This window comes from Bacillus sp. AFS040349 (assembly GCF_002577655.1).
Lineage (GTDB): Bacteria > Bacillota > Bacilli > Bacillales > Bacillaceae > Metabacillus.
The window spans coordinates 1-782 of sequence record NZ_NUMC01000167.1 but is presented as its reverse complement, the minus strand read 5'-3'; the positions used below and the strand labels follow the sequence as shown (position 1 = coordinate 782).

General features: G+C 36.4%; 1 protein-coding gene. It reads right to left on the bottom strand.

The annotated features are described in order from the left end of the window. The coding region (locus COD11_RS25420) for a Tn3 family transposase (protein WP_141549752.1) at positions 1 to 782 on the bottom strand (782 nt) is incomplete at both ends.

Genomic DNA, 782 nt, shown 5'->3' with positions numbered 1-782 from the left:
TTATCTATTGTAAATAATTTCGAATCTGATAAATCTCTTATTCTTGGAGCAAAATTAAATCCTAATAAATGAGTCAGTCCGAATATTTGGTCTGTATAACCGGCTGTGTCTGTATAATGCTCTTCTATGTTTAGATCCGTCTCATGGTGCAACAAACCATCTAAAACATGAATCGCATCCCTTGAATTAGTATGAATAATCTTTGTGTAGTAAGAAGAGAATTGATCACTAGTAAAACGATAGATGGTTGCTCCTTTTCCGTTTCCATAATGTGGATTTGTATCTGCATGTAGTGATGAAACACCTAGCTGCATTCTCATACCATCCGATGAGGATGTTGTACCGTCGCCCCAATAGGAAGACAATTGTAATTTATGATGAAAATTTACTAATACTGCTTGTGCTTTATTCATGGCATCTTCATACATTCGCCATTGAGATACATTGGCTAGTTGCTTATATGTAAGTCCGGGTGTTGCTTCAGCCATCTTACTCAAACCAATATTCATTCCCATTCCTAAAAGGGCTGCCATAATAATAATCGTTTCTTCTTTATCCGGTTTTCGATTATTGGAAGCATGAGTGAATTGTTCATGAAATCCTGTTATATAAGCAACATCCATGAGTAAATCGGTTAATTTTATTCTTGGGAGCATCTGATACAGGCTCGCACTAAATTTTTTTGCTTCTTCCGGAACATCTTTTTCCAAGCGCGCAATTGATATCTTTCCTTTTTCAAGAGAAACTCCGTTCAACTTAACGGAATTGGCAGCTAACCACTT